Genomic DNA, 23715 nt, shown 5'->3' on the forward strand with positions numbered 1-23715 from the left:
ACGGCAGGTGCGACTTGGGCGCAATCCTGAGCGACGTTTACATGCGATTCTTCTGAGACTTTGTTCTTCTGAGACTTTGTGGCCGGGGACCCCGGCAGTGATGCTTCGAGCGAATCCCCGGGATCCGACCGGCTGCAACCGATATCCACTCGGCTCCTCCCAGGAACGCTAGGCGGAAACCCAGGGCGTTGAGGAACCCTCAACGGAGCTCTTATCAAATTGCAGGACGACATCCGACCGTCAGCGTGGGTACGCAAGTTTCCGATCGACGGCGGCCTGCTGCTTCTCGACATCAGTTCCAATTGCCTCTTCGCTTACAATGATTCGGCGCGCTTCGCGTGGGAATTGATCGAGGCCGGCCGGCCTGTTGAGGATTTGGAGTCCGAGTTCGAACGGGCGTGGGGAATCCCACGGTCGCGCGCACGAGCAGACCTTCGATTGATCCTTGCACAATGGCGCGCGCAGGGCGTCATCGCCGGCGCCGGGACCGGACCGGCTGCGGACGAATTTGAGTCTGGCGCCGTCGATGGATATCGCGGTGCGCCGGCGAGATGGGCCTCGGAATGGATCTGCACCATCGGCGGAATAGCGATGGCATTCGCGGTCGAGACCGATCTGCCTTCGGTCCGGCTGTTTCTCAGCCATCTGGAGACTCCAGGCGCGCGGCCGCAGACAAGAATCGAAATTAGAGGCAGCGTATCCACCGAGGCCGTGATCATCCGTGACGGATTGGAACGGATGCGCACCAGCAATCCGGGCCTGCTCATCGGCGGCCTGTGGCACTCAGTCCTCGAATGTATCCACCCGAATGTGCATTGGCGCGCGGTCATTCATGGCGCGGCCGTCGCGCGCAACGGCATTGGTCTCGCGCTTGCCGGGCCGTCCGGAAGCGGCAAGACGACGCTGGCGGCAGGTCTCGTCAGCCGGGGTTTCGACTATCTCAGCGACGACGCGGTGCCCGTATCCGAGCCCGACGGCGAGATCGTGCCGTGGCCGCTGCCGCTCAGCATAAAGCCCGGCAGCAAAGAACTTCTGAAATCTCGATTTCCGGAATTGGGGAACGCTCCGGCTTATTCCACAAAGGGCACCGAGGCGCGGCTCCTGGTCCCTGCCGCCGAAGTGTGGGACGCGACGGCGGTGAAATTGCGAGCTCTCATATTTCCGCGGTTTATCGCAGGCACGGCGCCGAAACAGCGCAGCCTCTCACAATTTGACGCGATCCAAAATCTGCTGATCGATCGGGTCTGGCTTGGCTATCCGATCACCGAGGCAAGGGTGAAATCCTTCCTTGACTGGCTCGATGACACACCCGCCCATGCGATCTGTTACGGCACACTCGATGATGCCGTGCAGCTTGTCGAACGAGCGATCGCATGACGCGTTGGGAAGCCTTTACAACTGTTTGCTCGTATCTCCGCGCCGGGCTTCTTGGTGGCGAGGAGCATACGCACCAGGCCGACGTAACCTGGGAGTTGATTATCGAAGTAGCGAGCTTCCATTACGCGACCCCCACGCTGGCGGCATGTTTCGATCCGGAAATCGATGCTCCTTGCGATGTTCGCAATTATTTCGAGGCTGCGCTTGCGCTAAACAAGAAACGCAACGAGAAAATTCTTTCAACCTTGGCACGCGTTGCCGGCCTGCTCAATGCGATTGATATCGAGCCAGTGCTTCTGAAGGGCGCCGCGCTTCTTGTTGAAGGAGTCTATCCGCAGCCTTCTATGCGAATTTTGGGTGACATCGACATTCTGATTCCGAGAAGTCGATCGGCTGAGGCTTGCGCCGCATTGAAGGCTGTCGGATTCGACACCAAGTGGTCAGCCGTATCGCCGCCAACGCACCACCATCTGCCTATGCTGCTGGATCCCGAAACCGGGACCGGAGTGGAATTGCACACCGATGTTATCAGCCGGTCCGCCGATGCCGTGATCGCAACGGACTGGTTTTGCGAGATGGCTCGATCGGTTCGTTTTCGCGGTCAGCGCGTGCTGCTGCCGGAGCCGACGCGGAACGCCGGTCATATCATCTTTCACGGCGAGATTTTCCACGAATTATACATCCTGAATAAGGTTCAGCTTCGCCATGTTGTTGATCTGGCGCTGCTCCGGGCGTGCCATGAGCGGGCAATCAACTGGAACGAACTCGATCGTCGATTCTCCGCCGCTGATGCAGGCGAGGTGCTCGCGACGTATCTTCACCTGGTCAGCGAATTGTTCGGCCAGACGGCGCCTCAACTGAGCCACCCGCCACGGAGGGACGCCATGGCAGAGTTGCGCAACACGGAATCGCGCGATGGCTTCCATTTTCAAATCGAGCGCCTGCAAGTGACATGTGACAGACTATTGACGCATTCGAGTTTCCTTCAGTCCGAACTCGAAAGCACCAGAAGCGCACTGGCTGCAACTCAGTCCGAACTGGAAGACACCAGAAGCGCGCTGGCTGCAATTTTGACGTCGCGATCGTGGCGGCTTGCGGCACCTTTGCGCGGGATCGCCAATAGGTCCCGGACCCTATGGCGCGGCTTGTCCAAGGACTGATCGCGCGCGGCCGCTACTCTCACGCGCCCCGCGGGCGGTCTGTTCCAACAGATCGGCGGCGGTGGCGACACTAGCGGCGGGGTTGGTCATCCGCGGGGCGATCTCGCGAGCCCGCGCTTTGCAATCGGGTGCTAGGATTTTGCGGAGCTGCTTGACGAGGGATTTCCGGCTGAGGTTCAAAAGACGCTTGGCGGAGCCGACCTTCAGTCGTTTGATCTGGGTCGCCCAGATGAACTGGTCGGCCACGTCCCACAGGATCAACGTCGGGAGGCTAGCCCGCAGGCCGGCGGCCGTGGTCCCGGCGCCACCATGGTGGACGGCGGCGCGACACATGGGCAAGATCTTAGTGTAGCTGACTTGGCCGACGAGCTTGACGTGATCGGGATGTGAACGGGGTTCGGATCTGCCGGTGTCGGAATAGATCAGCGCCCGCTCGCCCAGTTCGGCGCAAACGTCCGCAATCATGGCCACCGTCTCGGCAGTAGATTGGACGGGCGTGCTGCCAAAACCGAAATAGATCGGCGGTTTTCCCGCGGCGATCCAGGACGCTACCTCATCATCGGTATCGGCGGTCAACTCCAAGGTCAGCGCGCCGACAAAGGGGCGTTCGCCGTTCCATTCCGCCGCAAGCCCGGGAAAGATCGCCTGATCGTAGGCCTGGATTTCAAGCGTTCCGCTTTCTGCCATGCGCCGGCTTGCAGTGACCGACGCGGGCGGCAGGCCGAGCTCCCGGCGTTGCGCCTCTTCATCGGCTTTGGTGATGTGTGAATACAACCACCATACCGCTTTTATCGTCGTGCGAACCAACGGCTGCGGTGAAGGCAGGAAGGGAAGCCCGGCCTCGCCATTCACCCGCACTGGGAAATGGTGCAATGCCACCACTGGAATGTCGTGGTACTCGGCGACATTCGCGACGAGCCCGTGATAGGTCTGGCCTGTCAACAGCAGGTCCGCCCCGCCGGCTAGCGAGGTAAGCGTCCGGCTCATCTCGGCCCAGCCCTTGACGAAGAGCTCCTTGCCGGCACGCGCGAAGATGACCGGGTTCTGGATCTTGAAGGCGTTATGGGTGAAATCCGCGACGGCAATGATTTGCTCTCGCGAGTCCGGCCCATAGGAGGCGGCGGACAGCCCGGCCAACTTGACGAAGTCAACCAGGTCGGGCGGGACCGCCATTCGGACGTCATGGCCGCGGCGTTGCAGTTCCACACCGACCGCGGCACAGGGCTCGACGTCGCCGCGAGTCCCATGGGCTGCCAAAACGAACTTCACCGGCGCAACTTTCCGCTGCCAGATACGTGGGCCAGTTTTTCGATGTGGGCCAAATCTTCGATGCCTACAAAACTTCGATGCCTACAAATCTTCGATGCCTAACTGGCTACGCGAACCGGCACCCCGGCCAAGCCGTCACCGACGGCACGGTGGAACACAGACATTAGCGCCTCCGTGTAGCGCCTGACGGATTCCCGGGCAATCGGGTTTTTCGGATAGGAGACCATGATCGTGACCTCGTCGAACAGGCGGTAAACCGTAGAGTAGGCGAACGCCGGGTTTCTGCCGTCGGTGAACGCAGTCGCATTCACGCCCTTCATTGCGCTTGCGACGATGGCAGAAAGCGGAGGAAGTCCTGCGTCCATATAGTTCATCATGGTGAACTGAGGTCCAGGTCTTCGCAGCCCGGGAGCCAATTCCAGCACCCGGTCGTACGGTACATTCGCCAGGTCGATATTTGCGTCGAACGACGCCTGGGCCACGCGGGCGGTTTCCTCGAACGAGTTCGGGCGGATGGCAACGGTGAACGGTACCACGCCGGTAAACCATCCCATCGTCATGAAATCCGCCGGGTTCTTTCGTTTATCGATGGGAGTGAGTCCGTAATACGTTTCCGCACCGGTTAACTCGTAATGCGTAAGGGCCACGCAGGCGAATAAACCGCCGCTGAACCTCACGCCGGTCTGCCGGCAAATGGCTTCGAACCGAGCCGTCTGCTCCGGACCCAATAGCCGCCTCACGTGGACTTCCCCGCCGTCTCGCATCGATTGCTCGCCGAGCGGCAGCGGGAAGTCCGGCAGCGTTCCGCCGTTGGCTTCCGCGAACTCGATCCACTTCCGCACCTCGGGCGATTCCAGCGTCACTCCCGATACATATTGGCTTTCCCGCAGGCAGAAATCGTCATAACTGGCTGCTGGTGGCAGCGTGACCGGTGCCTTGCCTTCCAGGAGGGCGTTGTAGTTCATCAAGATCTCTACATAAAAGCTGGCAATCAGCACCGGGTCGCAGTGGAGATGGTCGACCGACGCGTACAACGTAAAGCGGTCCTGGTACTGGATGACGCCGAACCTGAAGCAATCCCATTGCAGCGGGTCGGGCGTGGCCAACACGTGATCTCGCCACTCGAGCTGCGTCATCACGCCATACTCTTTAGCGACGAATTGAATATCGCGAGGATCCTGGATGGTGTGTCGGACGATGTTCTGGGCGTCCTTGTATTCGAACCAGCTGCGGTACGTCGCGTGGCGCCGAAGGTGCGCGTTGAGGACGTAGGTGATGACGCGAATATCGCAGCGGCCGGGCACATCCCACGAGCCCATGACCGTGCGTGAATAATCGAGGCTTCGCTCCCGGAACTCGACATAGCCACGAAGATGGCCTGCCTGCATCGAGCTGGGAGGTACCGGGCTTATTGGCGCCAGCCGGGCGTTTTCAATGCTGCGGGGTGTTGGCCCCCAGGTAACGACTGAACCTGGTCCCGGATTCCAGTCGTAGGCGCTGCCTACTCGTAGCCCGTCGTGATCGGAGCCTCCACCTAAAAACACATTTTCCCTTTCCTGATATCCTGAAGCAGTGCACCGTCCGTCGACGGAGGATCTGCGTTACGCGGGCCTTGCGGGATTCTCTTCCTTGGGGGCCATCTTCTGGAACAGGTGATCCGCCAAGCCTCGAACGGTTGTGATGTCCGTAGAGGTGATGCGAACCCCCGTCACGTTCTCGATTTGAATGCGCAGTTCGAGGTTGCCCAGCGAGTCGAGACCGTACTCGAAAAGCGGGTGGTCCGGGTTGACGCTGCGACGCAGGCTCAGACCGATCTGTTCCGAGAGCAGACGCCGCAGCCGGGCGGGCCACTCGTCGAGCGGCAGCTCGGCGAGTTCAGCGCGCAGTTTGCCCGAGCCTGAGTGCTTTTTCCCCGCGGCTTTGAACATCTCGAAGAACTTGCTGCGTTCCGCTATGGACGTGATCCACGGTGTTTTGATGAGCGGACTATAGCCAGTGTAGCTGCGGTTGTGGCGCAGCAGCTGCTCGAATGCATATGCGCCCTCGTCCGGAGTGATTGCGGCGCCGCTGTCTTCGGCAAACTTCGCCCCGCCGCCGATCTCTCCCCAGGCGCCCCAGGCAATTGCCGTGGCCGGCAGGCCCTGTGCGCGCCGCCAGTGGGCGAATGCATCCAGCCAGCTGTTGGCAGCCGCGTAGGCACCCTGACCCGGCGATCCCAGCAGCGCGGCCGCCGACGAGAACACGCAAAACCAGTCCAGCTCCGCGGCCGCGGTAGCCTCGTGCAGATTCCACGCGCCGTGCACCTTGGGCGCCCAGTCGCGGTCGATCAGTTCGTCGGTGATGTTCGTCAACGTGGCGTCCTCGACCACGGCGGCCGCGTGCAGCACGCCACGCAGCGGAAGTCCGGCTGCGGTCGCCGTCGCCAGCAAACGCTCCGCGGTATGAGCCTGAGCGATGTCACCGCGCTCCACCAACACATCGGACCCAATCGAACGGATGCGTTCGATTGTCTCGAGCACCTTTACCGTAGGCTCGGAACGAGAGTTGAGCACGATCCGGCGGGCGCCTGCGGCGGCCATCTTCTCGGCCAGGAACAGTCCGAGGTCGCCCAAACCACCGGTGATAATGTAGGAGCCCTCCCGCCGGAAAGCCGCAACCTGCTCGGGCGGCCGCACCACGCTGCTGCGTCCGGCCCGCGGGATGTCGAGGACGAGCTTGCCGGTGTGTTCGGCCGCGCTCATCGCACGAACCGCCGTTACCGCATCGGCGAGCGGATAGTGCGTGCTCGCGGGCATCGGCAGCACACCCTCGGCGATCAACCGGTACACGGTGCTCAGGATCCCGCTGACCTGCTGCGGATGGCTGGCCGACATCAGTCCCAGGTCAAGGCCCCAGAACGCGAGGTTGCGACGGAACGGGAAGAGTCCCAGTTTGGTGTCCCCGTAGATGTCGCGCTTGCCGATCTCGACGAACCGTCCGCCCGGCGCGAGCAGATCGAGCCCTGCCAACTGCGCGGCGCCCGTCACCGAGTTGAGCACGACGTCCACGCCGTACCCATCGGTGTCGCGACGGATCTGATCGGCGAACTCGACGCTGCGCGAGTCGTAGACATGCGCGATTCCCATGTCGCACAATAGCTGTCGACGCTGCTCGCTGCCGGCGGTGGCAAAGATCTCGGCACCCGCCGCACGCGCGATCGCGATCGCAGCCTGTCCCACGCCACCGGTTCCGGAGTGGATCAGTACCTTGTCGCCAGCCTTGATACGGGCAAGGCCGTCCAGGCCGTACCATGCGGTCGCGTGGGCCGTGGTTACCGCGGCGGCCTGGGCGTCGGTCATGCCCTCCGGCAGCTTGGTGGCCAGACGCGCATCACAGGTGACGAACGTGGCCCAGCAGCCGTCGGCCGACATGCCGCCGACGTGATCGCCGATCTTGTGGTTGGTGATGTCGGATCCGACGGCCGTCACCACGCCCGCGAAATCCGTGCCCAGCCGGGGCAAGGTCCCGTCGAGGCTCCGATAGAGCCCGAACGCGTTGAGAACATCGGCGAAGTTGATACTCGAGGCGGTGACCGCGACCTCGATCTGCCCGGGACCCGGCGGGCTGCGGTCAAAAGCGGCGAATTCCATCGTTTGCAGGTCACCCGGAGTTCGGATGTGCATCCGCATGCCGTCGCGATCGTGTTCCGCGACGGTGGTTTGGCGCTCGTCGTGGTGCAGCGGAGCAGGGCACAGGCGCGCGGTGTACCACGCGTCGTTGCGCCACGCCGTTTCGTCTTCCCCCGGCGCCATCAGCAACAACTGGCGTACCACCTGATCGGTTCTGGTGCGCTCATCAACATCGATGTGAGTGGTCTGCAGGTGCGGGTGCTCGATGCCGATCACACGGAGCAGGCCGCGCAGTCCGCCCTGGTCCAGATTGGGAGTGTCGTCCGACAGCACCTTCTGAGCATTCCTGGTGATGACGTAAAGCCGAGGCGACGCGCCCTCGATGTCCAGCAGTTCGCGGGCGATGCGCACCACGTGGCGGACGTACTCACCGCCACGCGCGGCGCTTTCTCCGTCCGCATTTCCGTTCTTCGGCCCGGTGATCACGACCACGCCGGCGTACCCGCCTTTTTCGATCTCTGCGCGCAGCCGCCCGGCCATCGCCCGATGGTCGGCCCGCCGGGGCCAGGACAGCGTGGTGCATTCCGCCTCGCGCGGCTTCATCGCATCGGTGAGCGCCGCCGCCAGGAGATCGGCGGCATCGGACGTGGTGACCAGAAGCCAGGCGCCAGTCCCGGTGGTGCCCACCTCCGGCAGGTCGCGTTGCTGCCATTCCACGGTCAGCAACCGCTCGGCCATCACCCGGGCCTGCGTGGCGCCGGGCGAGATCCCTGTGCCCATTTGCAGTCCGCGCACCGTCAGCAGCACGTTGCCTTGCTTATCCAGGATGTCGAGGTCGGCCTCGATGGCGCCACCGGTCGCCGTCACCCTCGAGTAGCAGTAGCGGGCCGTGCTGAGGGGGCCGTGAACCCGCAGCTGCCGGACACCGAGCGGCAGCAGCAGGCCGCTGAGGCTGGCGTTCACAACACTGGGGTGGGCGGCGACCGACTGAAAGCAGGCATCGAGCAGTGCCGGATGCACGCCGTAACTGCTCTGTTGTGTCCGGACCGCGCTGGGCAGACCGATCTCGGCCAACACCGTGGTGCTGTTTCCCTCAGCAGTGTGAGCGGCGGCAAGGCCGGCGAATGCCGGACCGTATTGAATGCCGCGGAGGTCCATCGCCTCCCGGAGGTTCGTACCTTCAACACGGGTCGGGTGCGCGGCCAGCAACTCGTCGATGTCCTCGGCGGCGGGCCGCTCTTCATCGTCGGCCTTGTGCAACACTGCGGAAGCGCGCCGCGCTTGCATCCCGTCCTCATTGGTCTCCACCACAAACGCGAAGGTGCCGGACACCTCTGCGGTTGCGCCAAGGCTGATTTGCCCGTGCTCGTCGAGGAGCAGCATCTGCTCGAAGCGGACACCGCTAACCCCGGATGCCTCGCCGAAGATGGTGCGGGCCGCGGTGAGCGCCATCTCGCAGTACGCCGCACCCGGCAGGGCGGCCTTGCCGTGGATCTGATGGTCACCCAGCCAGGGCAGCGTCGCGGTACCGATTTCGGCCTGCCAAACGTGGCGATCGGGTTGCTGGGGCAAGCGTACGTGCTGGCCCATCAACGGGTGAACCGCAACGCTCGAACGCAACGCGCTGGAGCTGTGACCCTCGCGGCTCAACAACAAGCTCCGGTGGGTCCAGGCCGGCAGTGGGGCATCCATCAGATGTCCACCGGGATAGAGCAGGGAGAAGTCGACCATGGCACCGGTGGCGAAAAAGTCGCCCAACAACCCGCGCAGCCCGTGGGGTAGCGGCTGCTCCTTCCGCATCGCGGCAACTGCAGCTACGGTCATATCGAGGCTGCGGGCGGTTTGATCGATCGCATGGATCAGCAGCGGGTGGGGTGATAATTCACCGAAGACCCGGAAGCCGTCCTCCAGAGCCGCCTGCACCGCCGCCGAGAAACGCACCGTGTGGCGCAGGTTGTCGACCCAGTAGTTGGCGTCGCAGTAAGGCTCTTCGCGAGGGTCGAACGAGGTGGCGGAGTAGTACCGAACGTTCGGCGTCAACGGCTCGATCTCCGCCAGAACCTCGTAGAGTTCGTCGAGGATCGGATCGACTTGCGGCGAATGCGATGCCACGTCGACCGCAACCTCGCGGGCCATCACATCGCGCTTCTCCCATGACGCGACCAACTTGCGGACTGTCTCGGTTGCGCCGCAAATAACCGTGGATTGCGGAGAGGCCACCACCGCCACCACGACGTCATCGACGCCGTGCGCCATGAGTTCCGAAAGTACTTGCTGGGCAGGCAGCTCTACCGACGCCATCGCGCCTGAACCGGCGATCTTGGTCATTAGTCGCGAGCGGCGGCAGATGATCCGCGCACCGTCTTCCAGCGACAGCGCTCCCGCGACGACAGCGGCCGCGGACTCGCCCATCGAATGGCCGATGACCGCCCCAGGCCGGACTCCGTAGGATTTCATCGTGGCCGCCAGCCCGACCTGCATGGCGAAGATCGCTGGCTGGATCTGATCGATGCCGGTCACCTTCTCGGGTGAGGTCAGCGCGTCGGTTACCGAGAAGCCGGATTCGGCAGCGATCAGTGGCTCCATTTCGGCGATGGCCGCCGCGAATGCCGGCTCGTTCGCCAGCAGGTCCGCGCCCATTGCGGCCCACTGCGATCCATGGCCGGAGAACACCCAGACCGGACCGCGTTCGTCCTGCCCCACCACTTCCTGGTATATCGCATCACCTTCGGCGACCTTCCGCAGCGCCGCTACCAGCTCCGCGTTGGTGCTGGCAAGCACGGCTGTCCGCACTGAGCGGTGACCACGCCGGCGCGCAAGCGTGTAGGCCAGGTCCGGCGTCGCCAGGTCCGACGGTTGCGCCTCGACCCAGTCGGCTAGCCGCCCAGCGGCTTGCTGCAGTCCCACGGTCGACGAGGATGTCAGCGGGAACAGCAGGGGGCCGTCGCGGCCCGGTTTGATGGCCGCGCCGTTGCCGGAAAGCGGCTTGGGTGCCTCCTCGACGATCGCGTGCACATTCGTTCCGGAGATCCCGTACGCCGAGACCGCCGCACGTCGCGGCTGTCCGTCATCCAGCGGCCACGGCGTCGTCTCTTTCGGCACGAACAGCCCGGTGTCGATCCTGGCCAATGCATCAGGCAAGGCTTCGAAGTGCAGGTTCTTGGGGACGACGCCATGCCGGACGGAAAGCAGCGCTTTCATCATCCCCAGCGCACCGGCGGCCGCTTGAGTGTGCCCGAAATTGGTCTTCGAGGCGCCGAGGACGCAGGGGTTGTCGAGGCCGTAGACCTCGGAAAGGCTAGTATACTCGATTGGGTCACCGACCGGAGTACCCGTGCCGTGCGCCTCGACCATGCCGACGGTGCCGGCGTCTACGCCTGCTGCGGCAAGAGCCGCGCGGTACACCGCGGTCTGCGCCTTGCCGGAGGGCATCGCGATGTTCGTGGTGTGGCCGTTATGGTTGGCCGCGGTGCTGCGGATCACACCGAGAATCCGGTCGCCATCCCGCTGCGCGTCCGGCAGGCGCTTGAGCAACAGGACGACGCAACCCTCGCCAGACACGAAGCCGTCTGCTTTGGCGTCGAACGCATGGCAATGCCCGGTGCCCGACAGCATGCCCCCCGCCGACGCCGATGCGGACCTGCGCGGCTCCATCATGACGTTGACGCCGCCCGCGAATGCAAGCTTGCTCTCTCCGTCGTTCAGGCTGCGGCATGCCTGATGGATCGCGAACAGGCCGGACGAGCATGCGGTGTCCACTGTGACCGCGGGCCCGCGCAGCCCGAGCGCATAAGCAATCCGCCCGGACGCCATGCAGGAAATGGTGCCTGTATTTCCATAAGGTCCGTCGAAGGCGTCGGTGGCGATGTGCACGAATTGGTAGTCGCCGTAGTTTAATCCGACGAAGACTCCTGTTTCAGCGGCGATCGTGCGCTTGGTGAGCCCGGCGTGTTCCATGGCTTCCCACGCGGTTTCCAACAGCAACCGATGCTGAGGATCCATCGCCGTCGCTTCTTTTTCCGTGATGCCGAAGAAATCCGGGTCGAAGCCGCCGATGTCGTCCAGGAAAGAGCCCCACTTGCATATCGACCGGCCCGGCACCCCCGGCTCGGGGTCGTAGTAGTAGTCAGCGTCCCAGCGGTCGGCGGGAATCTCCGTGACGAGGTCGTCACCACGCAGCAGCGCTTCCCAACAGAGATCTGGGGAGTTGATGTCGCCCGGCAGCCGGCACGCCATCCCGATGACGGCGACCGCAGTCACACTTGCCTTGTCCACGCTCCCCCGCCTCTCCCTGCCTATTCCCAAGTTCCTATCACTGCTGCACACTCTTAGTCAGGGCTTTGATAAATATAACCGAATTTTTATGTGCGAGCTGGCAACCGTGTCCCACCATGGAGCTGCCGAATCAACGTTTTGCCGTCTCGGGAGGCTGTCGTGAGCGTGGTCGTCGTTTCCAATCGGGTGGCAGGAGCAAAAGCCGGTGAACCAATCTCGGGAGGATTGGAGGCAGCACTAATCCCGATGGTCAGCAGGCATGGTGCGACCTGGCTCGGTTTCGGCGGTGACGTGAGCAGCGCGTGTCGGGCGAGAAATTCCAGTGCAGATATCCGGGCCCTCGGCACTGGCGCGATCGTCGTCGTCGACCCGCCCATACAGCACTATATCAACTACTATGAGGGTTTCGCCAATTCTGTTCTCTGGCCGGTACTACATTCGCGTGTCGATCTCATCCACGTTACGGCCGATCACTTCGGGTCCTATCGCGAAGTCAACGCCTTCATGGCGCGGGCGCTAATGCGCTTTGACAAGCCGGACTCCATTTTCTGGATCCACGATTATCATTTTCTCCCGCTTGGCGCCGAAATGCGCCGGCTTGGAATCGAGCGTCCGATCGGATTTTTTCTGCACACGCCGTGGCCGGACCGCCGCTGCATGGCGGCAGTGCCACATCATCGCGAGATGGTGCAGGAGATGCTGGCCTACGATCTCGTGGGCTTCCAGACGATCGAATTCCGCCAGAACTTCGAGGATTACCTGCGGTACGAACTGGGCGTAACCGTCAAGAATGACATGATCGCCAGCGCATGGGGCTGGACCAAGCTGGCGACCTTCCCGGTTGGTATCGACGTCGACGAATTCGCCGCGCGCGCGACCGTCGCCATCGAGCAACCGGACGTGTTGCGGTTGCGCGCGAGCCTGCAAAGCTCAAAGTTCGTGCTCGGTGTCGACCGGCTCGATTATTCGAAAGGCCTGGCTAGCCGTTTCCGCGCCTTCAGCCGGATGCTGGAGATCGAGCCGGGCCTGAAGCGCGTGGTGTCGTTTCTACAAGTCGCAGCCCCGTCGCGCGCCAATATTCGCGCCTATCGCGAACTGAAAGCCGATCTCGACACTTTGGTGAGGGAGATCAACTGCCGGCATCGTCAGTCCGACTGGACGCCAATCCGCTATCTCAACCAGGAATTTTCACAGTCGACGCTGGCCGGGCTTTATCGGACCGCGGAGGTCGGCTTGGTGACGCCTTTTAGCGACGGCATGAACCTGGTGGCAAAGGAATTCATCGCCGCGCAAAACCCGGTCGATCCGGGCATTCTGATATTGTCGACATTTGCCGGCGCAGCCAAAGAACTCGACGCAGCGCTTCTGGTCGATCCGCACGACGTCGACAGTATGGCGCTGCAGATTGCCAGGGCGCTCGCTATGACCATTGAAGAACGCCGCGAACGCTGGCAGCAAATGGTAACAAAATTGAAGCGCGGCTCGCTGCAAAACTGGTTCTCCGCGTTCCTGGATGCACTTTCGGAGGCCCGCCGCTCGCCGTCGGTGCCGGCAAACCCGCCGCGGATGATACTGCGTTGACGCTGACAGCGAAGGCCATGCCGGCTATGATGGATTGTTGCGGGACTAGACTATGAGCGAGCCAGGCAAAAGTTTGCTATTTTCGTCGGCGGCGAAGCTCGCGGTATTGCTGGCATTCTCCTTTCTCGTCTGTGCAAGGCTTCCCGACGCGGTAATTCAGGGCCGCTTCTGGGCTGAGGAAGGCCGAATCTATTTCTGGGCGGCTGCGGAGCAGCATTGGTTCGTTGCTTTAACCACTGTTCACATGGGTTACCTGAATCTCAGCGCCACACTTGGCGCCCTTGCAGCATATTATCTCATGCCAATGGCATCTGCGCCCCACCTCACAATGCTGATCGCATTGTTGGTTCAATGCTTACCTGTGATCATTTTACTTAACAGCCGCGACGACTGGCTGCAAAACGGCCGATCCCTTGTTTTCGCCATCGTGGTTATCGCCTTTGCTCCCGCTGTGCTCGAAACGTGGCTTACGACGATCAGCAGTCAGCACCATCTCACGTTGGCTGCGGCTTTGATCCTGTCGCTTGAAGCGCAGGCGGGTGTCACGGTTGCAGTCTACGGGGGTATCCTATTTCTCGCGGCGCTCAGCGGCCCTGGGACGTGGATGCTGCTTCCGCTTTTTCTTGCCCGTGCCGTCATCGAACGCAATCGTGCGCGCATCTGTTTCCTGATCTGCATAGCAGCGGGAACAGCCATCGCGGCGCTGTTCTTCGTTCCATCGGACCGAAGCGTCGGGATGTCACCACTCCTGCTTGGGGCAATCACCTTTCAGAAGCATGTCGCCATCAGCCTGCTACCTCTCCCGCAGGCGAGCGCCATCGGGCGCTTGTTGACCGAACAGTTCGCAAGCGGAGAGCGTCCGCTGTGGCCGATGCTCCTCTCGATATGCGCATTCAGTCTTCTGTGTTCGGCCGCAATCCGTACGCGATCGGCCGCGGCGATTTGGCTGATCATGGCCGGTGCGACGTTGGCCGGCGGAAGCTATCTCGGAGCATTGAACGATAAGCTAGGGCTTCTCGACCCCGCGGACGGCGGAAGGTACGCATTCGCTCCCCAAGCGCTGTTCTCGATTGCGTGCGCGCAGATCGCTTATCGTAGTTCATCCAAGGCCAAGGCGTTCTGGACCGTATTCCTGGGCTACGTCGTGTTGATTCAGGTGGTCAACCTGCCGCGAGGCAGAGAATTCGACCGCGGGCCCAATTGGTCGGCTGAGGTATCTCGTTTTCAGAGTGGCGAAACCAACATCTTGAGGATATGGCCTCCCGGATGGGAGTTGGCGTTGTGTGACCGCCCGATGGAAAAACGGCCCAGCGGCTGCTGGCCCTAGGATCAGGGAATGTCTCAGCGCTCAATTTGGGGCGCCCCGGCCCGCGACGGCGGGCCGTACCGACCCTGCCTGGTCCAAACGAGCCTTAGACTTCGGTTGCAAGCCAAATTATGCTCGCCCCGATCTTGCTGGGGGCATGCCATGAAATTCCGCGTTGTTGCCATCGTAGCGCTGTGGGTTGCGATGTTTGCCGGTTCGAATGCGGAGGCGGGCGGGCCTTACGGTTCGATCAATATTGGAAATTGGAAGGGCGGGGCTTACACCGACCAGACCGGCGCGTTTACGCACTGTGCGGCTGGCAGCCAGTACGCCAGCGGCATCTATTTCATGGTGATGATCGACAAAGGCGGGGGATGGAGCCTCGCGCTTGCTCACGACAAGTGGTCACTGAAGACGGGAGAAGCTTTTCCACTCACCCTTACCTTTGATGGCCAGCAGCCTTTCAACGTTCACGGCGTGCCGATTGCCGAAAAGCTGGTCCGTGTCCCGATGCCGATCACTTCGTCGCTGATCACCCAGTTTCGAAAGGCGAGGGCCATGACGGCCTATACGCAGGGGCAGCTTTTCCAGTTCAATCTCGATCAGACCGCGCAGTTGCTGCCGGCGGTGTTGAACTGCGTCGAGAAGACCAGGCGGGGCGGTATCGCCAATGTCGGCGATTTCGTCGTGCCCGCCGTCAAGCCGGTGGTCGCAAACACGACGGAGCCGTCGGGCGCTCAACCGGCGAAGCCCGACAAACTCTTTACCCAGACCGGCACCGGTTTCCTCGTCAGCACCAACGGGCATGTCGTGACCAACCAGCATGTCGTCGACGGCTGCGTCGGGGATATTCAGGGCAATCTGACCGGTGAGGCGCCCGCCACGCTGCGTGTCGTTTCCACCGACGAGACCAATGACCTCGCGCTGCTTCAGGTGCCCGGCTCGTTCAAGGAGGTCGCCAAGATCAAGGACAAAGCGGTCCAGTCCGGCGATAGCGTCATTGCGATCGGTTTTCCGTTCCATGGACTGCTCACTTCCGATTTCACGGTCACGACGGGCATCGTCAGCTCGCTCAGCGGCCTGCTGAACGACACGCGCTTCCTGCAGATCAGCGCCGCCGTTCAACCCGGCAACAGCGGCGGGCCGCTGCTGGCGGCCAGCGGCGATGTGGTCGGCGTGGTGGCGGCAAAATTGAATGCACTGAAGGTCGTGAGAGCAACGGGCAGCATCCCGGAGAATATCAATTTCGCGATCAAGACGGGCGCGCTGCGGGATTTTCTCGATAACAGCGTGGTGCCGTACCAGATCTCCGACGCCAAAACCGAACTGAAGACGACAGACATTGCTCGCAATGCAAGGGCATTTACCCTTTTGATTTCCTGCAAGGCAAAACCAAAGAACGAGACCGCCAAGAATTAGGGGCGGAATACCGCTCCGCGTGTTTCCTCACTAGCCATCCCCCGATCTCCCGCGTAAGTAACCGGGATGAAAGCAAAACCTGATGCGTCGTGCACAGCGCCGCGCATCTCGGAGAGATGATCCGTGGACCGGCACGATATCGGCGGACTCGACAAGCTGAAGGTCCGTATTCAGGCCTTGCGTGCCAAGACCATCGACAATGGTTGCACCGAGGACGAGGCGATGTCGGCGGCCGCCAAGGTCGCCGAGTTGCTCGATCGCTACGACCTGTCACTCACCGACGTCGAGCTGCGCGCGACGCCATGCGAGCGGCGTGTCTATGAGACCCATCGCAAGAAGCGAATTCCTCTCGACGACTGCATCGGCGCGATCGCTCATTTCTGTGATTGCCGGGTCTGGCGCGAGAAGGATGCGGCTGGCGAGAGCAGCTATGTTTTCTTTGGTCTGCGCCCGGATATCGAGGTCGCGCATTATCTGACCGAGCTGATCGACGCCGCGGTGCGCGCCGAGCTCGGTCGCTTCAAGACCTCGGCCGATTACGGCCAGTTGCGGCACCAGGAGCGGCATCTGGCCAACGCCTCGTTCGCGCTGGGGATGGTGGCTTCGATTGCGGACAAGCTGATGGCGATGAAGGCCAGTCGCGATGATGTCAACCACAGCACGGGCCGCGGGCTGGTTGTCCTCAAGACCTCGGTGGTCGATGCCGAATTCGACAAGCTCAACATGAAGCTGCGGACACTGCGCAGCAATAGCCGGATGGTGTCGATGATGGCCTATGAAGCCGGCGGCGCCGCCGGCGTGTCGGTGGCCATCAATCCGGGCATCAACGAGGTGCCGCCAAGGGCCGCCGGGCGCACAGCCGGCAAAGCCCGATAAACTGTTTGACCAGACCGGCACCGGTTTCCTCGTCAACATGAACGGTACGCTGTCGCCAACCAGCCCCGGCCACGGTGCGCGGCGACGTCGTTGACGACGGCGTCCGGCGCACGGGCCTTGCTTTGCAGCGCCGCCGATGAAGCCGTCGGCGCCGGTGAGGAAGGTGCGCATGGGTTCACCTTCTCGTCGTCGCAGAATCGAAGCCGCGCTGCATTGCGACTAGGCCGAAGGTTGCAACGGCCCCACCGGATTGCCATTGGCAAATGGAATCCGGAAGGGTTACGGTGGCGGGCATTGGCCAAAGGCATCCAAGAATGCCGGTTATCAAGGCACGTTCATATTGTCTGGGAGGACACGCATGGAAAAGCCGCAACGGCCCCGGTCGGTCGATCGCAGGACTATTCTCAAGACCAGCGCCGCCATCGCGGCGGTGCAGGTTGTTTCGCCCTTCATCATCACTGCCCGCGGCGAAACGCCGGTGCGGATCGGCATGGTAGATCCCCTGACCGGCGTCTATGCCGCCATCGCGCAGGGCGAAGTGGTGGGCGCAAAATTCGCCGCCGAAGAAATCAACAAGAAAGGCGGCATCCTGGGCCGGCCGGTCGAACTCCTGATTGAGGACTCGGCCAATGATGTCGGCACCGGAGTGCAGAAAACGCGCAAGCTGATCGAGCGCGACAATGTGAGCTTCATTATCGGCGACGTGAATTCCGGCATCGCGATCGCGATGGCGCAGGTCACCAGCGAAAAGAAGGTGCTCCATATCGTCTCCGGTGGACACACCGATCCGATAACGGGCACCAACTGCTCGTGGAATGTGTTCCGGGTCTGCAACTCCACCACCATGGACGCCAACGCCGTCGCCTCCACGCTGATGGAGAAGTTCGGCAAGAAATGGTACTTCCTGACACCCGACTATGCCTATGGCCATTCAGTGCAAGCCGGCTTCGAAAAGCTGCTGAAAGCCGCCGGTGGCACCTCTTCCGGCGCGCTGGTGCCGCTGGGCACGGCGGATTACTCCGCCTATCTGATCCAGGCGAAGGCCTTTGGCCCGCAGGTGCTGATCAACGTCATGGGCGGCGGCGACCAGGTCTCGAGCCTCAAGCAGTTCGTCCAGTTTGGCCTCGACAAGCAGATGGCGGTCGGCGGCACCCTGTTCGAGCTGGAAGGCATCCGCGCCGTGCCGGACGGTGCGCGGGTCGGATGGTGGACCATGGAATGGTGGTGGGACCAGCCAGGCGTGCCGCATGTCGCGGAATTCAACGCCTCGATCAAGAAGATTACAGGCGTCGCGGCGACGGCGCGCAACTGGTTCGGTTATGCGTCGGTGCAGACGCTGGCGCTGATCGCGAACCAGGAAAAGACGCTTGATGCGCCAAAACTCGCGCATGCGCTTGAAGGGTTTAAGCTGCCGCCCGAGGTCGCTTTGCAACCGGGCGCGCCCGCGTTCCGTGCCGGCGACCATGAATTGATGAGCACGGTGTTCGTCGGCGAGGCGCATCCGCCGCAGGGCGACCCGGACAACATGTTCACGGTGAAAAACCCCATCCCCGGCGAAAAAGCCGCCGGACCGGTCGAAAACACCGGCTGCAAGATCCAGTGGCCGGCCTGAATACCAACGGATGACGCCTGATGCCTGACCGCACCACGCGAAATGATTCTGCAACAGGAATAACGCCGCAACGAAGAACCGGCGTCCCAATGAGGAATCCCATGACGACTTTCACCCCGAAATTCGACCGCCGCACGCTCATCACAGGCGCCGCCGCGCTCGGCGCATTCCAGGTAGCCTCCCCCTTCATCATCCAGGCCCGCGGTGAAACAGCGATCCGGATCGGCATGGTCGATCCTCTCACCGGCGTCTATGCCGCGCCCGCCGGCAACGAGGTGATGGGCGCCAAGCTTGCCGTCGAGCAGATGAACGCTAAGGGTGGCATTCTCGGGCGCCAGGTCGAATTGCTGGTGGAGGATTCCGCCAACGACGTCGGGACGGGCGTGCAGAAGGCGCGCAAGCTGATCGAGCGTGACCAGGTCAATTTCATGATCGGCGACGTCAACTCCGGCATCGCCGCCGCCATAGCCCAGGTTACCGCCGAAAAGAAGATCCTGCACATCGTCTCCGGCGGCCATACCGACTCGATCACCGGCAAGGACTGCAAGTGGAACGTGTTCCGCGTTTGCAACACCACGCGGATGGAAGCGAATTCAGTGTCGAGCGTGTTGTTCGGCAAGTATGGGAAGAAATGGCACTTCATCACGCCCGACTATGCGTTCGGCCACACACTGTATGAGGCCTGCACCGACGATTTGAAAAAGCTCGGCGGCACTGTCTCCGGCAATGAGCTCACGCCGCTCGGCACCACGGATTTCTCGGCCTACCTGATCAAGGCGCGCGCGGCCAATCCGGACGTGCTGATCCTGCTGGTGCAGGGTTCCGACATGATCAACTGCCTCAAGCAGGTTGTGCAGTTCGGGCTCAACAAGCAGATCCATGTCGCGGGAACGCAGCAGGAACTGGAATCGCTCGCCGCGCTGCCGCCGGAGGCGCGCATAGGTGTCTGGATGTTCGAATGGTACTGGAAACAGCCGGGCGTGGCGGGTGTCGATAAATTTGTTGCCGACGTTCGCAAAGTGAATAAGGGCAACGTGCCGACCGCGCGGCACTGGTTCGGCTACGCCTCGGCGATGTCCTTTGCCCTGGTGGCAAACCAGGAAAAGACGCTCGACGCGGTCAAGCTTGCGGCGGCGCTGGAGAATTTCGAGCTGCCGGACGACGTCAAGCTGCAGCCGAACAAGGTTTACTACCGCAAGGGCGATCATCAACTGATGACATCCTCCTTCGTCGGCGAGGCGCAGTCGACAGGCAAGGACGACCCGGAAGACCTGTACCGTGTCGACGTCGTCGTGCCCGGCGACAAGACGGCGCCCGCCGTTGAAGAGACCGGTTGCAAAGTCCAGTGGCCGGCCTGACCATGAAATTCGTCACGACAGCGATCCCGGGAGCGCTTCACGGGTCGTGTTCATTGTCCCCGTCCGGTGCTCCATGACACTGCTGCTTCTGTTCAACATCACCAACGGGCTCATCGTCGGCGCGTTCTACGTGCTGATGGCGCTGGGCCTCTCGCTCATTCTCAACCTCAGCAACACGATCAATTTCGCCCATGGCGGATTTCTCGTCATTGGCGGCTACATCGCCTATGCGATCACGCCCTATGTCGGCTTCTGGGGTGCGCTGCTGATCGCGCCGCCTTTGACCGCCGTGATCGGACTTGCGGTCGAACGAGTGCTGATCCGACCGCTCTACGGACGCGATCCCCTGTACAGCCTGCTTTTGACCTTCGGCCTCGCCTTCATCATCGAGGATGGAACCCGCTTTATCTTCGGTCCGCAAGGCAAACCCGTCACCATTCCGGCATTCCTGGCGCAGCCCCTGAGCGGTGATTTTTTCTTCATCACCGGCTACCGCCTGTTCATGGTAGCTGTGGTATTCATCGCCGTCGCAGCGCTTTTTCTGCTGCTGCGCTATACACGGCTGGGCATCCGCATCCGCGCCGGCACGCTCGATCTCGAGACCGTCGCGGCCCTCGGGATTAACGTCGGACTGCTGCGCTCCCTCAATTTCGCGGTTGGCATTTACCTGGCCGGTCTCAGCGGCGTTCTCGCCGCCGGGCAATTGGGGCTCGAGCCGACCATGGGGACCGGCCTTCTGATGCCGAGCTTCATTGCCATTATCGTCGGCGGTATTGGCAGCTTGCCGGGGACGTTGCTCGGAGGCCTGTTGATCGGGCTGGCCTCGGGATTGACCGCGGTGTTCCTGCCCGCGGCCAGCGAAGCCGTCATTTATGTCATGATGGCGGTCGTCCTTCTGATACGTCCGCGCGGCTTGCTGGGCGAGGAAGGAATGATGTCTTGACGTCGGAACAGACCCGCAAGCTGATCGTCCTCGCGGCGATCTGGGCAGCCTTGATCTTCGCCCCCTACTGGATGGTGCCGCTCGGCGGTTATACCGCTCTGGCCACCCGCGTGCTGGTGCTTGGCCTCGCGGCGATGTCGGTGAATTTTCTGCTTGGATTCACCGGCGTACTATCGTTCGGGCATGCCGCTTATTTCGGGCTCGGCGCCTACGGCGCCGGGCTGACGCTCAAATTCCTGGCGCCGAGCACGCCACTGGCGCTTCTGATGGGCATGCTGCTGGGAGGCCTTTGCGGTGCCATCCTCGGCACACTGATCGTGCGCCGCCGCGGCGTCTACTTCGCGATGGTGACGATCGCCTTTGGCCAGGTATTCTACTACATCGCTTTTCAGTGGAGTTCGGTAACGGGCGGCGATGACGGCCTGCGCGGCTTCTCGCGTCAACCGCTCGACTTCGGTTTGTTCAAGTTCGACATCCTGTCGAATGCCAACAATTTCTATTTCTTCGTCCTGTTCTGTTTCGCGCTTGCGGTCGGTGCCATGGGGTTCATCCTGCGCTCGCCGTTCGGGCGCACCATGATTGCGATCCGCGAGAACGAGCGGCGTTCGCGCTTTCTGGGACTTCCCGTCGAGCGGCACATCTGGATCGCCTTTACCCTGTCATGCTTCTTCATGGGATTTGCCGGGGCTCTCTATGCACTGGTCAATAATTTTGCCGATCCGAAAGGCCTGCATTACAGCCAATCCGGCGATTTCGTCATGATGGCGGTAATGGGCGGCATGCGCAGCTTCTGGGGACCGCTGCTCGGCGCAACCGTGTTCGTTGTGCTGCAGGATTATTTGTCCAGTGTTACCGTCAACTGGATGTCGTTCGTTGGACTGCTGTTCGTCCTTGTGGTGCTGTTCTTTCCGCGCGGCCTGCTCGGTTTCCTGCAACGGAGCAAGGCATGAACGTTCTCGAAATCGCCAACGTCATCAAGCGCTTTGGCAACCTCGTGGCGGTGCGCGAGGTATCGCTGAATGTGGCCAAGGGCGAACTATGCGCCATCATAGGGCCGAACGGCGCGGGAAAGACCACTTTCTTCAACCTGATCTCGGGATTCTTTCCGCCCACCGCCGGCACCATCACCTTCGACGGCAGTGACATCACCAAACTGTCGACACATGAGCGCGTCACCCGCGGCATGGCGCGCACCTTCCAGATCACCGAGATTTTTCCCGAACTCACGGTGTTCGAAAACGTCCGCATCGCCGCCGAAGTCGCCAGCGGATATCGTTTGCGGCCGTGGATCAACCGCTCGGAACAGGCGCAGGTCTATTCCCGCGTCGAAGAGACGCTCAAGCTGGTGTCACTGGAAACCAAGACCGACCGGCTGGTCGGTGAACTCGCCCACGGCGACCAGCGTGCTGCTGAGATCGCGATGGCGCTCGCGCTGAAACCGCATCTGCTGCTGCTCGACGAGCCAACCGCCGGCATGGGCGACCAGGAGACGTTCCAGATCACGCAATTGATCCGCCGCCTGCACCGCGACAGCAACTACACCATCGTGCTGATCGAACACGACATGCGCGTGGTGTTTCATCTTGCCGACCGTATCTGCGTGCTCGATCAGGGCAAGATGCTGGCGCAGGGCACGCCACAGGAAATCGCCGCCAACGAGACCGTTCAGGCGGCCTATCTGGGCACCGCCGCATGACCGCCGCATTGACCGCCGAAGGCCTCCACACCTACTACGGCAAGAGCCACATCCTGCATGGCGTCAACCTCGAGGTTGCCGAGGGCAAGATCACCGCCCTGCTTGGCCGCAACGGCGCCGGCAAGACCACGACCTTGCGAAGCCTGATGGGGCTAACGCCCGCGCGCGAAGGCAAGGTCACGATCTTCGGAGCGGAGACCACGCGCTGGCCGACCTTTCGGATCGCCGCGGCTGGCGTCGGCTATGTGCCCGAAGGCCGTCGCATCTTTGCCAATCTCAGCGTCGAGGAAAACCTCAAGGTCCCGCTCGAACGCGGCGGGCCGTGGACCATTGCGCGGATCTACCAGCTTTTTCCCCGGCTTGAAGAACGCAAGCTCAATCGTGGCCGTCAGCTTTCCGGCGGCGAGCAGGAAATGCTTTCGATCGCTCGTGCGCTGCTGCTCAATCCTCGCCTGCTCATTCTCGACGAGCCTTCGCAAGGCCTGGCGCCGCTGATTGTGCGCGAGGTGTTTCGTATCGTCCAGCAGATGAAAGCCGAGGGTATTTCCGTTCTGCTGGTCGAACAGAACGCGAGGATGAGCCTGGAAATCGCCGATGAAGCCTATGTGCTGGACGATGGCATCGTGGTCTATTCCGGGCATGCACATGAACTTGCAGTAGACGAGGCGCGTGTCCGGGCGCTCGCCGGCGCGAGTGCCGAGGAATGGACCCTGACGTGAAGGGCCTTGGTGGCAGGAGCGTTGGCGCGGCTGTGGGACCCGGCGGTCTGAGCTGCCTGGCGGATGCTGTCGCTGCGTCCGCATTCACTGCGCCAACATGACGATCGAGCAGTTGGAAACCCAGGCGTCCGGCGCCTTACCGTGAATTATTGCTGCGCGTGTGCGCGGCCTGCGCATTCCAGCTGCTCCAGCTCACACTGGCGAGGCTTTGCTGATCGGTCGTCAGCGGCCGCCGGGTCTGCCGTTCGTAGGCCGCGATGATCTGCAGCGACTGGCTGATCTTTCGCTGCAGGTCGGCAATGGTCTTCTGGGTCTTGCCGGTCTTCCGCGATTGGGCGGGCTCGCCGACCGTGAACCTGGTGGTCTCGATATGCTTCAGGGTCTCGCGCAGCTTCTTCAACTGGGCGCGGTGCCACGCGATGGTGCTGTCACTGTCTGCAGACATGAAAATCTCCTGATTCGCGGCCGAGTCTATCACGCATGCGCCGATCCGGCCGATTTCGTCGCGCCGCATCT

The 23715-nt window shown here is 62.1% G+C and carries 16 protein-coding genes; 12 read left to right on the plus strand and 4 right to left on the minus strand.

What is annotated here, in order from left to right:
- Window positions 1-219: 219 nt before the first annotated feature.
- Complete coding sequence (locus BLS26_RS19280) at window positions 220-1377, plus strand: PqqD family peptide modification chaperone (protein ID WP_157676500.1); 1158 nt, start codon at window positions 220-222, stop codon at window positions 1375-1377.
- Window positions 1374-2537, plus strand: a complete 1164-nt coding sequence (locus tag BLS26_RS19285; RefSeq protein WP_092513710.1) for a nucleotidyltransferase family protein — start codon at window positions 1374-1376, stop codon at window positions 2535-2537. The genes BLS26_RS19280 and BLS26_RS19285 overlap by 4 nt, the downstream gene beginning before the upstream one ends.
- On the opposite strand, the gene BLS26_RS19290 is transcribed toward BLS26_RS19285, so the two are convergent.
- The 3 genes from BLS26_RS19290 to pks2 all read right to left on the minus strand — a co-directional run bounded on the left by BLS26_RS19290 (window position 2511) and on the right by pks2 (window position 11689).
- A complete protein-coding gene (locus BLS26_RS19290) occupies window positions 2511-3806 on the minus strand; it encodes a glycosyltransferase (RefSeq protein WP_092513712.1) in 1296 nt (431 codons plus the stop codon). The genes BLS26_RS19285 and BLS26_RS19290 overlap by 27 nt on opposite strands.
- 98 nt (window positions 3807-3904) lie before the next feature.
- Window positions 3905-5194, minus strand: a complete 1290-nt coding sequence (locus tag BLS26_RS19295) for a condensation domain-containing protein (RefSeq protein WP_197681260.1) — start codon at window positions 5192-5194, stop codon at window positions 3905-3907.
- A gap of 213 nt (window positions 5195-5407) precedes the next feature.
- Window positions 5408-11689, minus strand: coding sequence for a sulfolipid-1 biosynthesis phthioceranic/hydroxyphthioceranic acid synthase (pks2, locus tag BLS26_RS19300; protein ID WP_305764648.1), 6282 nt, complete (start codon window positions 11687-11689; stop codon window positions 5408-5410).
- A 90-nt stretch (window positions 11690-11779) separates the two neighbouring features.
- Here pks2 and BLS26_RS19305 point away from each other — a divergent pair, with 90 nt between their 5' ends.
- The 10 genes from BLS26_RS19305 (at window position 11780) to BLS26_RS19350 (ending at window position 23199) form a co-directional block, all read left to right on the plus strand.
- A complete protein-coding gene (locus tag BLS26_RS19305) occupies window positions 11780-13270 on the plus strand; it encodes a trehalose-6-phosphate synthase (protein ID WP_244541625.1) in 1491 nt (496 codons plus the stop codon).
- A gap of 52 nt (window positions 13271-13322) precedes the next feature.
- A complete protein-coding gene (locus tag BLS26_RS19310) occupies window positions 13323-14597 on the plus strand; it encodes a hypothetical protein (protein ID WP_092513718.1) in 1275 nt (424 codons plus the stop codon).
- 141 nt (window positions 14598-14738) lie between these two features.
- Entirely contained in the window at window positions 14739-15995 is a 1257-nt protein-coding gene (locus BLS26_RS19315) for a S1C family serine protease (protein WP_092513720.1), read from the plus strand.
- 123 nt (window positions 15996-16118) lie between these two features.
- Complete coding sequence (locus BLS26_RS19320) at window positions 16119-16871, plus strand: DUF2786 domain-containing protein (RefSeq protein ID WP_092513722.1); 753 nt, start codon at window positions 16119-16121, stop codon at window positions 16869-16871.
- 358 nt (window positions 16872-17229) lie between these two features.
- The gene (locus tag BLS26_RS19325) at window positions 17230-18483 is read left to right on the plus strand and encodes an ABC transporter substrate-binding protein (RefSeq protein ID WP_092513724.1); all 1254 of its coding nucleotides are present in this window, start codon (window positions 17230-17232) and stop codon (window positions 18481-18483) included.
- 101 nt (window positions 18484-18584) lie between these two features.
- Window positions 18585-19841 (plus strand): ABC transporter substrate-binding protein, encoded by a 1257-nt coding sequence (locus BLS26_RS19330; protein ID WP_092513726.1) that lies wholly within the window; start codon window positions 18585-18587, stop codon window positions 19839-19841.
- 73 nt (window positions 19842-19914) lie between these two features.
- Entirely contained in the window at window positions 19915-20784 is an 870-nt protein-coding gene (locus BLS26_RS19335; protein ID WP_092513728.1) for a branched-chain amino acid ABC transporter permease, read from the plus strand.
- Window positions 20781-21734, plus strand: coding sequence for a branched-chain amino acid ABC transporter permease (locus BLS26_RS19340; protein WP_244541626.1), 954 nt, complete (start codon window positions 20781-20783; stop codon window positions 21732-21734). The genes BLS26_RS19335 and BLS26_RS19340 overlap by 4 nt, the downstream gene beginning before the upstream one ends.
- Entirely contained in the window at window positions 21731-22480 is a 750-nt protein-coding gene (locus BLS26_RS19345) for an ABC transporter ATP-binding protein (protein ID WP_092513730.1), read from the plus strand. Before BLS26_RS19340 ends, BLS26_RS19345 begins: the two co-directional genes overlap by 4 nt.
- The gene (locus BLS26_RS19350) at window positions 22477-23199 is read left to right on the plus strand and encodes an ABC transporter ATP-binding protein (protein WP_092513732.1); all 723 of its coding nucleotides are present in this window, start codon (window positions 22477-22479) and stop codon (window positions 23197-23199) included. The genes BLS26_RS19345 and BLS26_RS19350 overlap by 4 nt, the downstream gene beginning before the upstream one ends.
- A gap of 136 nt (window positions 23200-23335) precedes the next feature.
- Here the strand turns inward: BLS26_RS19350 and BLS26_RS19355 are convergent, their stop codons facing one another.
- The gene (locus BLS26_RS19355) at window positions 23336-23644 is read right to left on the minus strand and encodes a hypothetical protein (RefSeq protein WP_092518267.1); all 309 of its coding nucleotides are present in this window, start codon (window positions 23642-23644) and stop codon (window positions 23336-23338) included.
- Window positions 23645-23715 lie beyond the last annotated feature (71 nt).

Origin of the sequence: Afipia sp. GAS231 (assembly GCF_900103365.1) — a bacterium.
Taxonomy (GTDB): domain Bacteria; phylum Pseudomonadota; class Alphaproteobacteria; order Rhizobiales; family Xanthobacteraceae; genus Bradyrhizobium.